Source organism: Burkholderia sp. AU45388, assembly GCF_030481585.1.
Classification (GTDB): Bacteria; Pseudomonadota; Gammaproteobacteria; order Burkholderiales; family Burkholderiaceae; genus Burkholderia; species Burkholderia sola.
In genome coordinates this window covers 1-2013 of the sequence record NZ_JAUJPV010000061.1, presented here as the reverse complement: position 1 = coordinate 2013, position 2013 = coordinate 1, and the positions used below count along the sequence as shown (strand labels likewise).

Sequence of the window (2013 nt, the reverse complement as noted above, 5' to 3'; positions counted from 1 at the left end):
AGGCAAAAGGCTCGATCACGCTGGCCGGTGAAAATGGTACGAAGTTGAAGAAGCTCGCCGCAGGGGACGTGAGCGCGACGAGCACGGACGCGGTGAACGGCTCGCAATTGCACGGCACGGCGCAAAGTGTGGCCAACGCGCTGGGCGGCGGTTCGTCGGTGGACACAACCGGCAAGGTGACGGCGCCGACCTACGCGCTGAACGGCGGCACGGCGACCGCGCACAGCGTGGGCGAAGCGGTGTCGAACCTGGACGATCGGGTAATCACGAATGCAGCGGGCCTGGCGGGCCTGAAAGAGGAGTTCGTGGATTCCGGGCTGGTGGACAAGACGACCGGCAAGACGATCGCGGCAGTGACGTACGACCGTAACGAGGACGGCACGGCGAATCGCGATTCGGTGACGCTGATTGGCACGAATGCGACGGGCCCGGTGGCGCTTAAGAACGTGGCCGCAGGCGCGGTGACTGCGACGAGCGCGGACGCGGTGAACGGTTCGCAGCTTTTCGGCACATCGCAGAGCGTGGCGACGGCGCTGGGCGGCGGTTCGTCGGTGGATGCAACCGGCAAGGTGACGGCGCCGACATACCACGTGGGTGACAAGACGTACGGCAACGTAGGCGATGCGATCGCGGCTGCGGCCGAGACTGGCGGTGGCGGCATGGACGCGAATGCAGTCGCGTATGACGACGAGGCGAAAGGCTCGATTACGCTGGCCGGTGAAAATGGCACGAAGCTGAAGAAGCTCGCCGCAGGGGACGTGAGCGCGACGAGCACGGACGCGGTGAACGGCTCGCAATTGCACGGCACGGCGCAAAGTGTGGCCAACGCGCTGGGCGGCGGTTCGTCGGTGGACACAACCGGCAAGGTGACGGCACCGACCTACGCGCTGAACGGCGGCACGGCGACCGCGCACAGCGTGGGCGAAGCGGTGTCGAACCTGGACGAACGGGTAATCACGAATGCTGCGGGCCTGGCGGGCCTGAAAGGCGAGTTCGTGGATTCCGGGCTGGTGGACAAGACGACCGGCAAGACGATCGCGGCGGTGACGTACGACCGTAACGAGGACGGCACGGCGAATCGCGATTCGGTGACGCTGATCGGCACGAATGCGACGGGCCCGGTGGCGCTTAAGAATGTGGCTGCAGGGATCGCCGACACCGACGCAGTGAACGTCGGCCAGTTGAATTCGGGGCTGTCGAACGTGAAGCGTGAACTGGTTGACGGTTCGTTCGGTTTGAAGTACATCAAGGTCAAGGCGACCGGTGCCGCGGCGTATGCGAATGGCGCCCAGTCCGTCGCGATCGGTTCCCGGGCTTCGGCGGGCGGTCCAAGTACGCTGGCGCTGGGTTCCGGCGCACGTGCGCAGCAGCTCGGATCGGTGGCGATCGGCGCGAATTCCGTCGCAGAAGAAGCGATGACGGTGTCGGTCGGCGACATAGGCGCCGAGCGGAAAATCGTCAACGTCGGCAAGGGGGAGATCTCTGCCCGAAGCACAGATGCGGTCAACGGCTCGCAACTTTACGATGCGCTGGGGGGGCTGAAAACGAGCATCGCGAACGAGCAATCGACCGTCCTGTCCCGACTGCACTCGCTTGCCCGTTGGGACGCCAACGGCGGTATCGTCGCGGTCGACGGCATGGGCTCGGACGGTAGCCTGGAGAACAGTGCGAGTGTCGGTGAGGGCGACCCGCAGACGGTGAGCGCTGTCGCGGTTGGTTTGGGTTCGGCCGCCGCCGGTTCTGACGCGGTCTCGATTGGTCTACACAGCGTAGCAAACTCGGACAATTCGGTGGCGATTGGCAACAAGGCGGCAACGGGCGCGGATCAACCATACTCGGTGGCGATCGGTTCCGAGGTCACGACGAACGGCGTGAACGCGCTCGTCATCGGCTCGCAGGGCAAAGCGAACGGCAATAACGCGGTCGCGGTGGGTAACAACCACGTGGCTGCGCTGGCTCAGAGTGCGATTGCGATCGGCGATGGCGCACAGTCCCTGGTTGGCACGACCAACG

Annotated in this window: 1 pseudogene; it reads left to right on the top strand. The window is 65.2% G+C overall.

Annotated elements, in window-relative coordinates:
• Positions 1-2013: pseudogene (locus QZM72_RS35415) on the top strand (hypothetical protein); the annotation flags it as partial.